Raw genomic sequence first — 13,964 nt, 5'->3', positions numbered from 1 at the left:
TCTACGGCGTGCCAGGTGGGATAACACTGCGCGGGCACGTCCGGACCGCCGCCGGCAACTAACATGGGGGGCATGCAGAGCGTCGCGACAGCCCTCACGCGGCTGGGCGACCTGGCTGCCAGCCCCACCGTTTCCCGACTGGCGAACGCGTTTTCCGCGGCCGGCCATGAACTCTCCCTCGTCGGCGGCCCGGTGCGCGACGCGTTCCTCGACCGGCCGATCCACGACCTCGATTTCACGACGGATGCCACCCCGGACGAGATCCTCAAGGTGGTCAAGCCCATCTCCGACGCCCACTGGGACATCGGCCGCGCGTTCGGCACGATCGGCGCCCTGGTCGCCGGTGAGACCGTGGAGATCACCACCTACCGGGCCGACAGCTACGACGGCCAGACCCGCAAACCGGAGGTCGTCTTCGGCCTCAGCCTCGAGGACGACCTGCTGCGCCGCGACTTCACGGTCAACGCCCTCGCCCTCCGATTGCCGGAACTGGCCCTGGTCGACCCGGCGAACGGCATCGCTGATCTTCTGGCCGGAATTCTGCGCACCCCGATTTCGCCGGAGCGGTCCTTCGGCGACGATCCGCTGCGGATGATGCGGGCCGCCCGGTTCACCGCGCAGCTGGGATTCAGCCTCGACGCGGACACCAGGGTCGCGATGGAAGCGATGGCGGACCGCATCCTGAACATCTCGGCCGAGCGCGTGTGTGACGAGCTGTCGAAGCTGCTTAAGTCGGACAGCCCGCGGGTCGGAATCGAACTCCTGGTGGACACCGGCCTGTTCGGCCGGGTGCTGCCGGAGATTCCGGCACTGCGGCTCGAGATCGACGAGCACCATCACCACAAGGATGTCTACCAGCACACCCTCACCGTGCTGGACCAGGCCATCGGCTACGAGAAGTCCCGCGCCAGTTTCAACGGGCCGGACCTGATCGTGCGGCTCGCGGCGCTCATGCACGACACCGGCAAACCGGCCACGCGCAAGCTCGAGCCGGGCGGCGTGGTCAGTTTCTACCACCACGACCTGGTCGGGGCGAAGCTGGCGAAGAAGCGCCTGCGCGCCCTGCGGTTCGACAACGACACCATTTCGGCGGTGGCCCGCCTGATCGAACTCCACCTGCGATTCTTCGGCTACACCGAGGGCGCCTGGACCGATTCCGCCGTGCGCCGCTACGTGAGGGATGCCGGCGACCAGCTGGAACGACTGCACATCCTGACCCGGGCGGACGTGACCACCCGCAACCGTCGCAAGGCCGACCGGCTCGGCTTCGCTTACGACGACCTGGAACAGCGCATCAAGGAACTCGCCGAGCAGGAAGAGATGGCGGCCGTGCGCCCCGATCTCGACGGACAGCAGATCATGGCGATCCTCGGCGTTTCGCCGGGCCGTGAGGTGGGCGAGGCCTACCGCTTCCTGCTGGAGCAGCGGCTGGACGACGGACCCCTCGGCGAGGAAGAGGCCACCCGCCGCCTGACCGCCTGGTGGGCCGCTCGGGCCCGGTAGGCCTGGCCAGACTGGCCGGACTGGCCGGACTTGCCGGACTTGCCGGACTTGCCGGACTGGCCGGACTTGCCGGACTTGCCGGACTTGCCGGACTGGCCGGGCGCGACCGGCCTCGGGTCGACGCGGCCCGAGTCGACCCGGCTCCGCTCGCGTCGAGGTCGCCACTTCCGGTCGACGTCGGCAGGTGTGCCGGGCGAACCCGACCGCAACTGGCGAGCTCGGCGCATCCGTCTTCCCCTCCACAGGATGTGCCGACCTGGGTTCGTTCACCGTCCGCCGCATTGCCGGCCGGGCGCCGCGCGGCTCGGCCAGCATCGGGGGCGTGGATAATCGCGATTTTCCCTATCGAACTGACCTCCGGCGCACCAGCGACCAGGAGCTGATCGGTCACGACGGCCGAGCCCTGCGGCGGGGGGGTCACGGCGGGTGAGCAGGAGAGGCTCCTCCGGGGCATCTATGTGTCGTCTCCGGTGTGGGCCGCCGCGGACGACGACGCCCGGTATCTGCTTCGCATTCAGGCGGTCGTCCTGACACGCCGTTCCCGGCCGGTTCTCTCGCACCTGTCGGCCGCCCGGATCTGGGGCCTTCCCGTGCTGGGCCGGTGGCCCGCCGAGGTTCACCTGATGTGCGGCGGCGATGCTCATCGCCATGCGCGCAATGGTGTCGTCTGGCACTACGACCGCATCGACGATGACGAGGTCGTCGAGATCAACGGCTTCCTCGTGACGAGCCGATTACGCACGATGGTCGATCTTGCGCGAACCGAACGATTCGCAGCCGCCGTCGTCGCCCTGGACGCCGGCCTCCGGACGCCGTTCGTGCTGCCGAGTGGCTCTCGCGAGCAGGACATCACCCACGCTGAATTCCAGGAGGCGGTCACCCGGCTGGGTGCGGTGCGCGGCTGCCGCGGCGCACGCCTGGCTGCCGCGTTCGCGGACGGGCAATCCGGTTCCGCCGGAGAATCGGTGAGCCGCGCGAACATCTACCTGGCCGGGCTGCCCGCGCCGGAGCTGCAGGTGGCTTACCTTCGGCCGGCCGGAGGGGAAGACAAAGTGGATTTCAGGTGGCACGCCCGACACAATGTTCGCCGAGTGACTCTCCTGGGCGAGTTCGACGGGAAGGTCAAGTACACACGCGACCAGTACATGGCCGGCCGCACAATCCAAGAGGTCGTGTGGGACGAGAAGGTGCGAGAGGACCGCCTGCGCGCGCCGGCTGGAGGGCCGGATCGAGGAATGGTGCGCTGGCTGTGGGATGTCGCGGTGAGTCCTGTTCGGCTCCGCGCGGTTCTGATCGGTGCCGGGCTGAGGCCGGAACGATGAGCCGCCGCACCGAGTTCGGCACTTCCGGTCGAGTTCGACCGGCGCACGTGGCGACCTCGTCCGGAAACGTCGAACTCGGCGACTCTCCCGGAACGATGAGCGTCGGCGCGGAGGGCGCCGCGCCGGAGCGCTGGCGGATCGCCGCGGCATCCGGTAGTCTTGGCAGGTTGTCTACGCGCCGGATTCCCGGCCTCCGTTTTCGACACATGCACAACCCTCCTGTTGCAGAGATTCTGCAGCCGTTTAGTCCGAAGGAGGTGGGTTAGTCATGCATCAGTACGAGTTGATGGTTATCCTCGATCCCGAGATCGATGAGCGCACCGTAGCTCCCAGCCTTGACAAGTTCCTCAACGTTGTTCGCAACGATGGTGGAACCATTGACAAGGTTGACGTTTGGGGTCGCCGCCGTCTCGCCTACGAGATCAACAAGAAGTCAGAAGGCATCTACGCCGTCGTCGACTTCACCGCGAACGCTTCTGCCACGGCCGAGCTCGACCGCCAGCTGAAGCTGTCGGAAGCCGTCATGCGCACAAAGGTTCTTCGCGCAGAAGAAGGCATCGCCCAGGTTGCCGTCGCAAGCAAGCTTGCCGCCGAGAAGGCCGCCCGCAAGGCAGCCAACCCGAAGGTCATTGCTGCGAAGGCTGAAGCCGCCGCTGCCGCTCCGACCGCCAAGGTCGCCGCGTCCGCAAAGCCCGCCTCGGCGGTTGCTGCTGCAGCGGTCAAGGCTGCTCCGGCCAAGGTCGAAGCTCCGGTCGCCGACGCTCCTGCTGCGGCAGAGGCTGAGGCTCCCGTTGCTGCCGACAAGGCAAGCGACAAGTAGCCCATGGCCGGCGAGACCGTAATTACCGTGGTGGGCAACCTCACCAGCGATCCGGAACTGCGTTACACGCAGAACGGGCTGGCGGTTGCCAACTTCACCATCGCTTCCACTCCGCGCAATTTCGATCGCGCTACGAGTGAGTGGAAAGATGGCGAGTCGCTCTTCCTGCGCGCGAGCGTTTGGCGTGAATTCGCCGAGCACGTGGCTGGTTCGCTGACCAAGGGTACCCGTGTCATCGCTACCGGGCGTCTCAAGCAGCGTTCGTATGAGACGAAGGAAGGCGAGAAGCGAACGAGCATGGAGCTCGAGATCGATGAAATCGGTCCTTCGCTGAAATACGCCACCGCTCAGCTCACTCGAGCGCAGTCATCGTCCTCCCCCCGTGGCGGCGGCGCACCTGCCGTCTCCGGGAACGACGAGCCCTGGGCCGCCAGCGCCCCCGCCGCGAACACCGGCGGAGATGTCTGGAGCACCCCGGGCAACTTCAGCGACGAGACACCCTTCTAAGCCGAGCCTCCGGGCAGTCGGCTGAAAAACACTTCATAAGAAAGTAAGGAAATCATGGCTGGAAAGTCGAGCGGCGACCGCCGCAAGCCGCTCCGCGGAGCTAAGGGTGGCAAGAACGCCGCTCCCGCGAAGTCCATCCGGGTTGGTGTCATCGATTACAAGGATGTCCCCACCCTTCGCAAGTTCATCTCCGAGCGTGGAAAGATCCGCGCCCGTCGCATCACCGGTGTTTCCGTTCAGGAACAGCGCCTCATCGCCCGCGCCGTCAAGAACGCTCGCGAAATGGCGTTGCTCCCCTACGCCGGTTCAGGCAGGTAGGACCTCATGTCAAAAATCATTCTGACGCACGAGGTCTCCGGCCTCGGTGCACCCGGTGACATCGTCGAGGTCAAGAACGGGTACGCCCGCAACTACCTCTACCCCCAGGGCTTCGCTGTCTCCTGGACCCGCGGTGGCGAGAAGCAGATCGAACAGATCAAAGCTGCTCGCGTCGCCCGCGAGCACGCCACCCTCGAAGAGGCACAGGCACTCAAGGCTGCACTCGAGAACACCAAGGTCAAGCTGGTCGTCAAGGCCGGCGAAGGCGGACGCCTGTTCGGCTCCGTCAAGACCACGGATGTTGCCGAAGCAGTGGCGGCAGCCGGTCTCGGCGCCATCGACAAGCGCAAGATCGAGCTCAGCCCGATCAAGATGACCGGTGAGCACCAGGCAACGGTTCGTCTTCGCGACGAACTGAGCGCCACCATCACACTGCTGGTGGTAGCCGCCAAATAGCATCACCCTCGAGGTGTAGCGGCGGGCTCCGAATGGAGCTCCGCCGCTACACCTTTTTAAGCTGTCCCGCTCACCCTGTTCAGGGGTGATTTCAGATCTTGAAAATGAGCCTTTGTACACAGGTTTGCTCACAGCACATGAAGCTTCAACACATTGTTTAGATTAGTTTTCCCACAGAGCTGTGAATAGTATAAAAGCCTGATCAAAATGCATTTTTTACGGGAAAATCTTAAGTTTTCCACAGGACAGTGCACAGGTTGTGCACAAGACACGCGGCGTTTCGCCCAGATTCTCCACAGGGTTATCCACAGCCCGTTTTGGAGCGGCCGAACCGGGTACGTAGGGTGGGCAGGCGGCCACAATCGAGGTGTGCGAGGGGTGCCGGCAGTCGGTGTCAGTGGGCCCTGATAGACCAGCACCACGAGCAGAAGGAGGCACGAGTGTCGATCGCTCACCTGGGTCTGGCAGATAAGCGCGGGAGTGACCAGCGCGGCGGAATGGAAGCCCGGCACACCGAGCGCACGCTCCCCCACGACCTCCTCGCCGAGCAGAGCGCGCTCGGCGGCATGATGCTGAGCAAGGACGCCGTCGCCGACGTCGTCGAAACCGTCCGGGCCGCCGACTTCTACATCCCCAAGCACGAGATCATCTTCGACGCGATCCTCTCCCTCTACGCGCAGGGCGAGCCCACCGATGTCATCGCCGTCACCGACGAACTCACCAAACTGGGCGAGCTGTCCCGGGCCGGCGGCGCGGACTACCTGCACACGCTGACCAGCCTGGTTCCGACCGCGGCCAACGCCGGTTTCTACTCCTCGATCGTCGCCGAACGCGCCCTGCTGCGCCGCCTGGTCGAGGCCGGCACCCGCATCGCACAGATGGGCTATTCCGGCGAGGGCGAGGTGCTCGACCTGGTGAACAACGCCCAGGCCGAGATCTACTCCGTCACCGGAGGCACCGAGACCGAAGATTACGTGCCCCTCACCGACGCGGTCACGGCCGCGATCGAGGAGATCGAGGCCGCCAAGCTCAAAGACGGCCAGATGACCGGTGTGCCGACCGGCTTCGCCGACATGGACGAGCTCACCAACGGATTCCACCCCGGCCAGCTGATCATCGTCGCCGCGCGACCGGCGCTGGGTAAGTCCACGTTGGCCCTCGACTTCGCCCGGGCGGCTTCAATCAAGCACGACATGCCCAGCATCTTCTTCTCCCTCGAAATGGGACGCAGTGAGATCGCCATGCGCCTGCTCGCGGCCGAGGCATCCGTGCCCCTGCAGAGCATGCGCAAGGGTGCCGTCGACGCCCGCGACTGGACCACCATCGCCGCCACGCGCGGCCGCATCAACGACGCCCCGCTCTACATCGACGACAGCCCCAACATGACGCTGGTGGAGATCCGGGCCAAGTGCCGCCGGCTCAAGCAGCGGGTCGGCCTCAAGATGGTCATCATCGACTACCTGCAGCTGATGACGTCGGGCAAAAAGGTCGAGTCGCGCCAGCAGGAGGTCAGCGAGTTCTCCCGGGCGCTCAAGCTGATGGCCAAGGAACTCCAGGTTCCCGTCATCGCGCTTTCCCAGCTCAACCGTGGTCCCGAGCAGCGTGCCGACAAGATGCCGGCCATCTCCGACCTCCGCGAGTCGGGCTCCCTCGAACAGGACGCCGACATGGTCATCCTGCTGCACCGTGAGAGCGCGTACGAGAAAGACAACCCGCGCGCCGGCGAGGCCGACCTGATCGTGGCGAAGCACCGAAACGGCCCCACCCGCACGGTGACCGTCGCGTTCCACGGCCACTACTCCCGCTTCGCCGACATGGTTCCGGGCGCGTAGCAGGCCCATTCGGCCACGGGCCGGATCGATTCTGCCGCCGGTCATATTCTCCGGCCGGCAAGTGATCACCGCTACGCTACGAACGGAAGATGCAAGTGCCGCCCCAGTTCGGATCGATCCGTTCTCGCTCTCGCGTCCGCCGCTAAGGAGACATGCGCGTGAAGGTTGGCATCAGGCGAGAACGTCTGCAGGGTGAGCGCCGCGTCGCGGCCACCCCCGAGACGGTGACCCAGCTCACGGCCCTCGGACTCGAGGTTCTGGTCGAGTCCGGTGCGGGCTCCGAATCCGGGCATCCCGATGGCTCGTACACGGATGCCGGCGCCACCGTCGTTCCCGAACTGGGCCTCGGCGAGCTCGACGTGTTCTGCCACGTGCGCCCCCTCAGCCCCGACCTCGTCGGCGGCCTCCGTTCCGGCACGATCACGATCGGCCTGGCCTCCCCCGCCTCCGAGCTTCCCACCGTCGCCGCACTGGCCACCGCGGGCGTCACCTCGTTCGCCCTCGAGCTGGTGCCGCGCATCTCCCGCGCCCAGTCGATGGACGCCCTGACCTCCCAGGCCCTCGTCTCCGGCTACCGCGTGGTGCTCGAGGCGGCCATCCGCTTCCCCCGATTCTTCCCGCTCTACATGACCGCCGCCGGCACGATCCCGCCGGCGCGCGTGCTCGTGCTGGGCGCGGGCGTCGCCGGCCTGCAGGCCATCGCCACGGCCAAGCGCCTTGGCGCCCGGGTCTCCGCGTACGACGTGCGCCCGGCCTCGGCGGACGAGGTGACCTCGATGGGCGGAACCTTCATCACCCTCGACCTGGACGCCGTGGAAGGCACCGGCGGGTACGCCCGCGAACTCAGCGAGGATCGGTCGGTGCGACAGCGGGAACTGCTGGCGCCCCACGTGGCCGCCGCCGACGTGCTGATCACCACGGCCGCCATCCCGGGCCGCCCGGCCCCGCTGCTCGTGACGCAGGACATGGTCACGGCCATGCGGATGGGCTCGGTCGTGATCGACCTTGCCGCCGAGACCGGCGGCAACGTCGAGGGCGTCGTCGCGGGGCGGGACACCCAGGTGACCACCCGCACCGGGGACGGCACCGTCACCCTGGTCGGAATGAAGGACGCACCCTCGACGATGCCCGCCGACGCGTCCCGGCTCTTCGCCAAGAACGTGGCCAACCTGCTCGCCCTGATGACCGAAAGCGGCACGGTCTCCCCCGATTTCACGGACGAGGTCGTTGCCGGGGCCTGCCTGACGCACGGCGGCACGATCCGGCACGAGCCGACGGCCACGGCCCTGACAGGAGAACAACACTGATGGATCCGATCACTTTGCTGACAGTCGTCGTCTTGGCGGTCTTCGTCGGCTTCGAGGTCGTCTCGAAGGTGTCCAGCACCCTGCACACCCCCCTGATGAGTGGCGCCAACGCGATCCACGGCATCATCCTGATCGGCGCCATCACGGTCGCCGGCCAGACCCTCAACCTCTGGCTCCTGACGGTCGCTCTAATCGCCGTGGTTCTGGCCACCGCCAACCTGGTCGGCGGCTTCGTCGTCACCGACCGGATGCTCAAAATGTTCGCGCCGCGCAAACCGGCCGGCGCCGACACGAAGGATGCCACGAAATGAGCCTTCTCTCGCCGGAGTGGACCAGCATCCTCTACCTGATCGCCGCGGTCTGCTTCATCCTCGCCCTCAAGGGGCTCTCCTCGCCGAAGACCGCCCGCCGCGGCAACCTGATCGGTGCCGCCGGTGCGCTCCTCGCCGTGATCACCGTCTTCCTGTCGGCCCGGCTCGACAACATCCCGGCCATCCTGATCGCCATCGCGGTCGGCTCGGCGATCGCCGCCCCGATCTCTCGGCGCGTGGAGATGACGCAGATGCCCCAGCTGGTCGCCCTGTTTAACGGGGTCGGCGGCGGCGCCGCGGCGCTCGTCGCGGTGCTCGAACTCGGCAACAGCGAGGGCCCCTGGGTCAAGGTCGCCGTGGTGTTCACCATGCTCGTCGGCGCGGTCTCCTTCTCCGGCTCGGCCGTCACGGTCGGCAAACTGCAGGGCCTGATCAGCTCGCGGCCGCTCATCTTCCCCGGCCTCGCCGTCGTGATGGGTGCCATCGTTCTGGCGGCTCTCGTGGCCGGCGGCTTCGTCGTCGCGACGGGCGCGACCGGATGGGCCATCGCACTCCTTCTCCTGGGACTCCTGGTCGGCGCGCTCCTGGTGCTGCCGGTCGGCGGTGCGGACGTGCCGATCGTGATCTCCCTACTGAACGCCTTCACCGGGCTGGCAGTCGCGGCTTCCGGCATCGTGCTGGGCAACCTGCTGCTCGTCGTGGCCGGCACCCTCGTCGGCGCCAGCGGAACGATCCTGACCCGCGCCATGGCCTCCGCCATGGGCCGCGGCGTGAGCGGCATCCTGTTCGGTGCCTTCAAGGGCGGCTCGACCGCCGGATCGACCGCGCAGAGCGACCGGCCGGTGCGCAGCTCGAACCCCGAAGACGTCGCGGTGCTGCTCAACTACGCCCAGCGCGTGGTCATCGTGCCCGGCTACGGCCTGGCCGTCGCGCAGGGCCAGCACACCATCGCCGAGCTCGCCACCACCCTCGAGGCGCGCGGCGTCGAGGTGGTCTTCGCCATCCACCCGGTGGCCGGCCGGATGCCCGGGCACATGAACGTGCTGCTGGCCGAGGCGAACGTGCCCTACGAGTCGCTCAAGGAGATGGCCGAGGTCAACCCGGAGTTCAAGAACACGGATGTCGCCCTCGTCGTCGGCGCCAACGACGTGGTCAACCCCGCGGCGAAGACCTCGCCCGGCTCACCCATCTACGGCATGCCGATCCTGGATGTCGGCGAGGCCCGGCAGGTCGTGTTCCTCAAGCGGTCCATGCGCCCCGGCTTCGCGGGGATCGAGAACGAACTGCTGTTCGACCCGAAGACCACGCTGCTGTTCGGCGACGCGAAGGACTCCCTGACGAAGATGCTGAGCGCGGTCAACGCGCTCTGATCAAACGTGCTCGGGTCGGCGCTGTAGTGTTCAGACAGGAGCCGAACCCGAGCGGGTCCGCCGAGGGAGAGCCATGACGACCAGATGGGCGAGATTCGTCCGTGGCTGGCTCACGGCATCCGTCGCCGTTCTCGTCGCCGCCCTGTCCCACGTCGCGGCGGGCGGGAACGCGCCCGGCCTGCTCAGTGCCGCCCTCGCCCTCGCCTTCGCCGGCATGGCGTCGGTGTTCCTGGCCGGCAAGAGCCTGTCCCTGCTGCGCCTCACACTGTCCGTCGGCGTCAGCCAGCTGCTGCTGCACGTGCTGTTCGGACTCGGCGGCACCTCCGGCATGACCATGACGAGCTCCCACCACCACGGCGCCGTGACCGTGGCCGCCGACGCCGCGGCCCGGCCTCTGATGGCCGCCGAGGGCATCCTGCCCGACAGCGCCTGGATGTGGGTGGGGCACGGCCTGGCCGCCCTCGTCACGATCGTGGCGCTCTACCGCGGCGAGAAGACCTTCTGGGCGCTCCTCGCCGAAGCCACGAACCACCTGACCCGGGTCCTGATCCGGACCCTCGCGCCGGTCGCGATCCAGACGGATGCCGCGACCGTGCGACCCGGCTTCGGCGGAGTCTTCGTGCCGGCCGACCTCGGCGTGCTGCTCGGGAGCGTGCTGCGGCGCGGCCCGCCGGCCCGCGCCCTGAATCCCTGACCCGCCGCTCGGCCTGACTCGAACGACCCCGTTCGCGACCCGGTGTGGTCCCGGCGTTCACGCGCGCCTTCACGCACCCACCTCGACGACCGGAGTAATTCGATGACGCACGCCCCCCGACGACGCCCGGCAACGGCGGTATTTCTCACCCTGATCGTGATCGCCCTCTCCGTTTTCAGCCCGGCGGCGCCGGCGGCGACCGCTCACGACCAGGTCCAGTCGACCGTCCCGGCCGACGGGGAACGCCTCGACGTCGCGCCATCGACGGTCACCATCCGCTTCACCGACGAGATCCTCGAGATCGGTGCGATCGTGCTGGTCGTCGACAGCGAGGACCGCAACTGGGCCGAGGGCGAGATGCGCCTCGACGGGCCGGAGGCCACGCAGGCACTCGCGGCGGGGATGAAGGACGGCGCCTACCAGGTGCGCTGGCGGGTCGTGTCGGCGGACGGGCATCCGGTGTCGGGGGCGTTCGCCTTCTCGATCGGAACGGCGGCGCCGTCCGAGCCGGGCGCGGGCGCGACCGCGGCCCCGAACCCGTCGACCGGCCCCGGCGCTGCGTCCGACGCCGACGCCGACCAGTCGGATGCTGCGGGCCTCCCGCTCATCGCGGTCGGACTCATCGGGGCCGGCGGCGGCCTCGCCGCCTTCGCCCTGTTCGCCGCCTGGCGCGCCAAACGCCGCAAAAACACCTGAAACACCTGAAACACCTGAAACACCTGCAACACATCACCCTTCCCATCGGCTTGTTTCCACACCAGGAGAACCACTCATGAAGATCACCTCCACCCCCACCCGTCTCGTCGTTGCCGCCGCCGCGTTGCTGCTCACCCTCTCGGGCTGCGCCGGCACGGCCGAGACGCCGGCGCCGGCAGCCGACACGACGCCGGAGGGAAGCTCCCTGACCATGACGGATGCCTGGGTCAAGGCCGCAGACAGCGGCATGTCCGGCGCCTTCGGGCTGCTCGAGAACTCCGGGGCGGAGGACGTCACCGTCACCTCCGCCGGGTCACCGGCGGCACCCATGCTCGAACTGCACGAGACCGTCGCCAACGACGCCGGCGACATGATCATGCAGAAGAAGGAGGACGGCTTCGTCATTCCCGCCGGCGGTTCGATCGAGCTCGCGCCCGGCGGCAACCACATCATGTTCATGGGGCTCGCCGCCCCCCTCGCGGCCGGCGACGACGTCACCGTCACGCTCAACCTGTCCGACGGCTCGAGCTTCGTCTTCACGGCCCCGGTCAAGGACTACACGGGCGCGAACGAGACCTATGAGGGTGGCAACGCCAAGTGAGTGACGGACGGCAGGAACAGCCCGACCCGGCGCGTCGGCGCCTGAGCCGGCGGCACCTCCTCCTGGGTGGTGCCGCCGCCGGCATCGGCGCGGCCGGTGCCGTCGCCCTCGACCTCGCCGTCAAGGCCGGCGCCGCCGCTCCGGCGCGCACGGCCGAGCCGATGGTCAGCGGGTCGGACACCGTGCCGTTCTTCGGCGCGCACCAGGCGGGCGTGGACACCGCCCCGCAGGCGCACGCCAGCTTCGTCGCCCTGGTCCTCCGAGACGGGGTCGATCGCGCGGGGCTGCGGCGGATGATGCGCATCCTCACCGACGATGCGGCCCGCCTGACCCAGGGGGACGCCGCCCTGGCCGACTCCGAACCCGAACTGGCCGTCGTTCCAGCCCGGCTCACGGTCACTTTCGGCTTCGGGGCCGCCTTGGTGGCCCGGGCCGCCGGGACCGCCCCCGGCTGGCTGAAACCACTGCCCGCGTTCACGGTCGACCGGCTCGAGCCGGCCTGGACCGGCGGCGACCTGCTGCTGCAGATCGCCGCCGACGATCCGATGACGATCGCCCACGCCACCCGGATGCTGCTCAAGGACGTGCGCTCCTTCGCGAGCGTGCACTGGGTGCAGCCGGGATTCCGCCGCTCAGCCGGCTCGGAGAAGCCCGGCACGACCATGCGCAATCTGTTCGGCCAGGTCGACGGCACGGCGAACCCCGTGGTCGGCACGGACGACTTCAGCGCCCTGGTCTGGGGCCCGGCCGACAACCCCGCCTGGCTCACGGGCGGCACCGGCTTCGTGCTGCGCCGGATCAGCATGGACCTCGACAAGTGGGACAAGCTCGACCGGTCCGGACGTGAGTCCGCGGTCGGGCGCACGCTCGCCACCGGAGCGCCGCTGACGGGAACCAGGGAGAAGGACGTGCCCGATTTCGCGGCGACCACCGCGCTCGGGTTCCCGGTGATCCCCGAATACTCCCACCTGCGTCGGGCCCGGTCGGAGGACAGGAGCCAGCGCATCCATCGCCGAGGGTACAACTACGACGACACCCCCACCGGAACCGCCGTCTCCAATTCCGGGCTCCTCTTCGTGTCCTTCCAGGCGGACGTTGACGCGCAATTCGTGCCGATCCAGCAGCGCTTGGACACCCTCGACCTGCTGAACCAGTGGATCACCCCGATCGGCTCGGCCGTGTTCGCCATTCCGCCCGGCTGCGCGGCCGACGGCTTCATCGGCGACACCCTGCTGTGAGTGCTCATCGGGCCCGGCCGGCGCCCCGGGCGGAGGGCGCCGGGCCCATCGGGGCACATCGGGCCGGCCGCGTAGACTAGGCCAGTCTTCAACCCGCAATGAAAGAGGTCGCCGCGTGGCCAACGCCCAGGCATCACACTCCGTCGGTACCCGCTACTGGAGCGTGCCGATCGTGCGCGCCGCACTCGCCTTCGTGCCGGCAGCCGCCATCACCTTCAACGCGAACCACTCGGCGCAGTTCGGCCTGGTCGTGTTCGGCGCCTTCGCGCTGGTCAGCGGCGTGGCCGTCGGCCTGCTGAGCCGCCGCACTCTCACGGATGCCCGCGAGCGATCGCTGTTCCTCCTGCAGGGCGTGGTGGGCATGGCGGCCGGCGCGCTCGCGCTGGCCTTCAACGCCGGCGGGCTCGGCTTCTTCCTCTACCTCGTCACGGTCTGGGCGGCGGTGACCGGTTTCCTCGAGCTGTACAGCGGCATCCGTGCCCGGCGGCGCGACCCAGGTGACCGCGACTGGCTCGTGGTCGGCGCGTTCACCGCCGTGCTCGCACTGGTCTTCCTGCTGCTCCCGCCCAACCCGGTCGTGTCGGTCGGTCTGCTCGGCGCGTACCTCGTGATGCTGGGCGTCTACCTCGTCATCGCGGGGCTCTCCCTCAAGTGGGCGTCCACGCCAGATCCCCGCACGCTCACGGCCTCACCCAACGATTCGGACACCCTGTGACCCAGAACACCCCGCGCAAGCCCGGCCGCTCCGCGCTGATGACGCCCAAGGAGACCTTCGGTTTCTCCGGCGTGATGGCCCTGTTCCTGGGGCTCGTGGTGCTGATGAGCACCCGCGACGTGCTGCTCGCGCTGTTCGGCACCGCCGTGACGTTCGTCGTCGTGCTCGGAGTGATCCTGGTGCTGATGCGCGCCATGAAACCGAACAGCGCCGAGCAGACCGACACCGACGGCGAGACCCACGGCTTTAACCTCAACCCCTGACCTGCGGCGCC

Annotated in this window: 15 protein-coding genes and 1 pseudogene; all 16 read left to right on the top strand. The window is 68.2% G+C overall.

The genetic code is table 11. The annotated features are described in order from the left end of the window. Window positions 1-72 precede the first annotated feature (72 nt). Window positions 73-1,503, top strand: a complete 1,431-nt coding sequence (locus tag E3O49_RS15790) for a CCA tRNA nucleotidyltransferase (RefSeq protein ID WP_134451876.1) — start codon at window positions 73-75, stop codon at window positions 1,501-1,503. Between the two features lie 458 nt (window positions 1,504-1,961). Further along, window positions 1,962-2,825: a hypothetical protein gene (locus E3O49_RS15785; RefSeq protein ID WP_134451875.1), complete on the top strand. Its 864-nt coding sequence runs from the start codon at window positions 1,962-1,964 to the stop codon at window positions 2,823-2,825. A 268-nt stretch (window positions 2,826-3,093) separates the two neighbouring features. Further along, window positions 3,094-3,462: pseudogene (gene rpsF / locus E3O49_RS18940) on the top strand (30S ribosomal protein S6); the annotation flags it as partial. A gap of 186 nt (window positions 3,463-3,648) precedes the next feature. Next, window positions 3,649-4,152, top strand: coding sequence for a single-stranded DNA-binding protein (locus E3O49_RS15775; RefSeq protein WP_134365351.1), 504 nt, complete (start codon window positions 3,649-3,651; stop codon window positions 4,150-4,152). Window positions 4,153-4,206: 54 nt separating this feature from the next. Next, on the top strand, window positions 4,207-4,470 hold the full coding sequence (rpsR, locus tag E3O49_RS15770) for a 30S ribosomal protein S18 (RefSeq protein WP_035835236.1): 264 nt from the start codon (window positions 4,207-4,209) through the stop codon (window positions 4,468-4,470). A 6-nt stretch (window positions 4,471-4,476) separates the two neighbouring features. Beyond that, on the top strand, window positions 4,477-4,926 hold the full coding sequence (gene rplI / locus E3O49_RS15765; protein ID WP_134365350.1) for a 50S ribosomal protein L9: 450 nt from the start codon (window positions 4,477-4,479) through the stop codon (window positions 4,924-4,926). A 440-nt stretch (window positions 4,927-5,366) separates the two neighbouring features. Beyond that, complete coding sequence (dnaB, locus tag E3O49_RS15760; protein ID WP_134365349.1) at window positions 5,367-6,758, top strand: replicative DNA helicase; 1,392 nt, start codon at window positions 5,367-5,369, stop codon at window positions 6,756-6,758. Window positions 6,759-6,916: 158 nt separating this feature from the next. Further along, window positions 6,917-8,065 carry a Re/Si-specific NAD(P)(+) transhydrogenase subunit alpha gene (locus E3O49_RS15755; protein ID WP_134451882.1) on the top strand — a complete coding sequence of 383 codons (1,149 nt, stop codon included), beginning with the start codon at window positions 6,917-6,919 and terminating at the stop codon, window positions 8,063-8,065. Next, the gene (locus E3O49_RS15750; RefSeq protein WP_134365348.1) at window positions 8,065-8,376 is read left to right on the top strand and encodes an NAD(P) transhydrogenase subunit alpha part 2; all 312 of its coding nucleotides are present in this window, start codon (window positions 8,065-8,067) and stop codon (window positions 8,374-8,376) included. The genes E3O49_RS15755 and E3O49_RS15750 overlap by 1 nt, the downstream gene beginning before the upstream one ends. Continuing rightward, a complete protein-coding gene (locus tag E3O49_RS15745) occupies window positions 8,373-9,746 on the top strand; it encodes an NAD(P)(+) transhydrogenase (Re/Si-specific) subunit beta (protein WP_134365347.1) in 1,374 nt (457 codons plus the stop codon). The genes E3O49_RS15750 and E3O49_RS15745 overlap by 4 nt, the downstream gene beginning before the upstream one ends. A 73-nt stretch (window positions 9,747-9,819) precedes the next feature. After that, window positions 9,820-10,440 carry a hypothetical protein gene (locus E3O49_RS15740; protein ID WP_134365346.1) on the top strand — a complete coding sequence of 207 codons (621 nt, stop codon included), beginning with the start codon at window positions 9,820-9,822 and terminating at the stop codon, window positions 10,438-10,440. A gap of 102 nt (window positions 10,441-10,542) precedes the next feature. Then, window positions 10,543-11,136 carry a copper resistance CopC family protein gene (locus E3O49_RS15735; protein WP_134365345.1) on the top strand — a complete coding sequence of 198 codons (594 nt, stop codon included), beginning with the start codon at window positions 10,543-10,545 and terminating at the stop codon, window positions 11,134-11,136. A 76-nt stretch (window positions 11,137-11,212) separates the two neighbouring features. Next, entirely contained in the window at window positions 11,213-11,737 is a 525-nt protein-coding gene (locus tag E3O49_RS15730; RefSeq protein WP_134365344.1) for a copper chaperone PCu(A)C, read from the top strand. After that, window positions 11,734-12,975: a Dyp-type peroxidase gene (locus tag E3O49_RS15725; RefSeq protein ID WP_134365343.1), complete on the top strand. Its 1,242-nt coding sequence runs from the start codon at window positions 11,734-11,736 to the stop codon at window positions 12,973-12,975. The genes E3O49_RS15730 and E3O49_RS15725 overlap by 4 nt, the downstream gene beginning before the upstream one ends. 115 nt (window positions 12,976-13,090) lie before the next feature. Beyond that, window positions 13,091-13,690, top strand: coding sequence for a DUF308 domain-containing protein (locus E3O49_RS15720; protein WP_134365342.1), 600 nt, complete (start codon window positions 13,091-13,093; stop codon window positions 13,688-13,690). Then, entirely contained in the window at window positions 13,687-13,953 is a 267-nt protein-coding gene (locus tag E3O49_RS15715) for a hypothetical protein (protein ID WP_134365341.1), read from the top strand. The genes E3O49_RS15720 and E3O49_RS15715 overlap by 4 nt, the downstream gene beginning before the upstream one ends. Window positions 13,954-13,964 lie beyond the last annotated feature (11 nt).

The organism is Cryobacterium shii (assembly GCF_004402595.1).
Classification (GTDB): domain Bacteria; phylum Actinomycetota; class Actinomycetes; order Actinomycetales; family Microbacteriaceae; genus Cryobacterium; species Cryobacterium shii.
The sequence above is the reverse complement of the archived record's forward strand: the minus strand, read 5'-3'. Positions and strand labels throughout refer to the sequence as shown.

What these genes read in the sequence shown, in the direction of transcription:
- E3O49_RS15790 (WP_134451876.1), top strand. Translation starts at nt 73, where the DNA reads ATGCAGAGCGTCGCGACAGCCCTCACGCGGCTGGGCGACCTGGCTGCC.
- E3O49_RS15775 (WP_134365351.1), top strand. Translation starts at nt 3,649, where the DNA reads ATGGCCGGCGAGACCGTAATTACCGTGGTGGGCAACCTCACCAGCGAT.
- rpsR (WP_035835236.1), top strand. Translation starts at nt 4,207, where the DNA reads ATGGCTGGAAAGTCGAGCGGCGACCGCCGCAAGCCGCTCCGCGGAGCT.
- rplI (WP_134365350.1), top strand. Translation starts at nt 4,477, where the DNA reads ATGTCAAAAATCATTCTGACGCACGAGGTCTCCGGCCTCGGTGCACCC.
- E3O49_RS15750 (WP_134365348.1), top strand. Translation starts at nt 8,065, where the DNA reads ATGGATCCGATCACTTTGCTGACAGTCGTCGTCTTGGCGGTCTTCGTC.
- E3O49_RS15745 (WP_134365347.1), top strand. Translation starts at nt 8,373, where the DNA reads ATGAGCCTTCTCTCGCCGGAGTGGACCAGCATCCTCTACCTGATCGCC.
- E3O49_RS15740 (WP_134365346.1), top strand. Translation starts at nt 9,820, where the DNA reads ATGACGACCAGATGGGCGAGATTCGTCCGTGGCTGGCTCACGGCATCC.
- E3O49_RS15735 (WP_134365345.1), top strand. Translation starts at nt 10,543, where the DNA reads ATGACGCACGCCCCCCGACGACGCCCGGCAACGGCGGTATTTCTCACC.
- E3O49_RS15730 (WP_134365344.1), top strand. Translation starts at nt 11,213, where the DNA reads ATGAAGATCACCTCCACCCCCACCCGTCTCGTCGTTGCCGCCGCCGCG.